Source organism: Enterobacter sp. 301B (genome assembly GCF_003850715.1).
Classification (GTDB): domain Bacteria; phylum Pseudomonadota; class Gammaproteobacteria; order Enterobacterales; family Enterobacteriaceae; genus Enterobacter; species Enterobacter intestinihominis.
Map to the genome: position 1 here is coordinate 1 of NZ_PQTC01000077.1, position 646 is coordinate 646.

General features: G+C 48.8%; 2 tRNA genes and 2 rRNA genes. All 4 read right to left on the reverse strand.

Annotated elements, in window-relative coordinates:
- Positions 1–102: ribosomal RNA gene (locus C3451_RS24185) — 23S ribosomal RNA — on the reverse strand; the annotation flags it as partial.
- A 172-nt stretch (positions 103–274) separates the two neighbouring features.
- A tRNA-Ala gene (locus C3451_RS24190) sits at positions 275–350 on the reverse strand.
- Positions 351–392: 42 nt separating this feature from the next.
- Positions 393–469: transfer RNA gene (locus tag C3451_RS24195), tRNA-Ile, on the reverse strand.
- A gap of 70 nt (positions 470–539) precedes the next feature.
- Positions 540–646: ribosomal RNA gene (locus C3451_RS24200) — 16S ribosomal RNA — on the reverse strand; the annotation flags it as partial.

The following is a 646-nucleotide window of genomic DNA, read 5'->3' on the forward strand; positions in this document are numbered from 1 at the left end:
TCAAAGGTTCATATCACCTCGCCGGCGCTTTTCGCAGATTAGCACGTCCTTCATCGCCTCTGACTGCCAGGGCATCCACCGTGTACGCTTAGTCGCTTAACCTCACAACCCGAAGATGTTTCACTTCATGATTGCGAAAATTTGAGAGACTCGAACACACCATTAAAGATGTGTCGTTTCAATTTTCAGCTTGATCCAGATTTTTAAAGAGCAAAACTTCGCAGTGCACCTTTTCAGGTTCACTCTGAAGTTTTCTTGTGTTCGCAGTAAAGGATGGTGGAGCTATGCGGGATCGAACCGCAGACCTCCTGCGTGCAAGGCAGGCGCTCTCCCAGCTGAGCTATAGCCCCATCGTTTGTAATCTCTGTACCGCTCATCCTTTAAAAGGAGTTTGGTAGGCCTGAGTGGACTTGAACCACCGACCTCACCCTTATCAGGGGTGCGCTCTAACCACCTGAGCTACAAGCCTGCAGAGATTTTTTACTGCTGTTTTTCATCAGACAATCTGTGTGAGCACTACAAAGGCAGGTTCTTTAAGGTAAGGAGGTGATCCAACCGCAGGTTCCCCTACGGTTACCTTGTTACGACTTCACCCCAGTCATGAATCACAAAGTGGTAAGCGCCCTCCCGAAGGTTAAGCTACCTA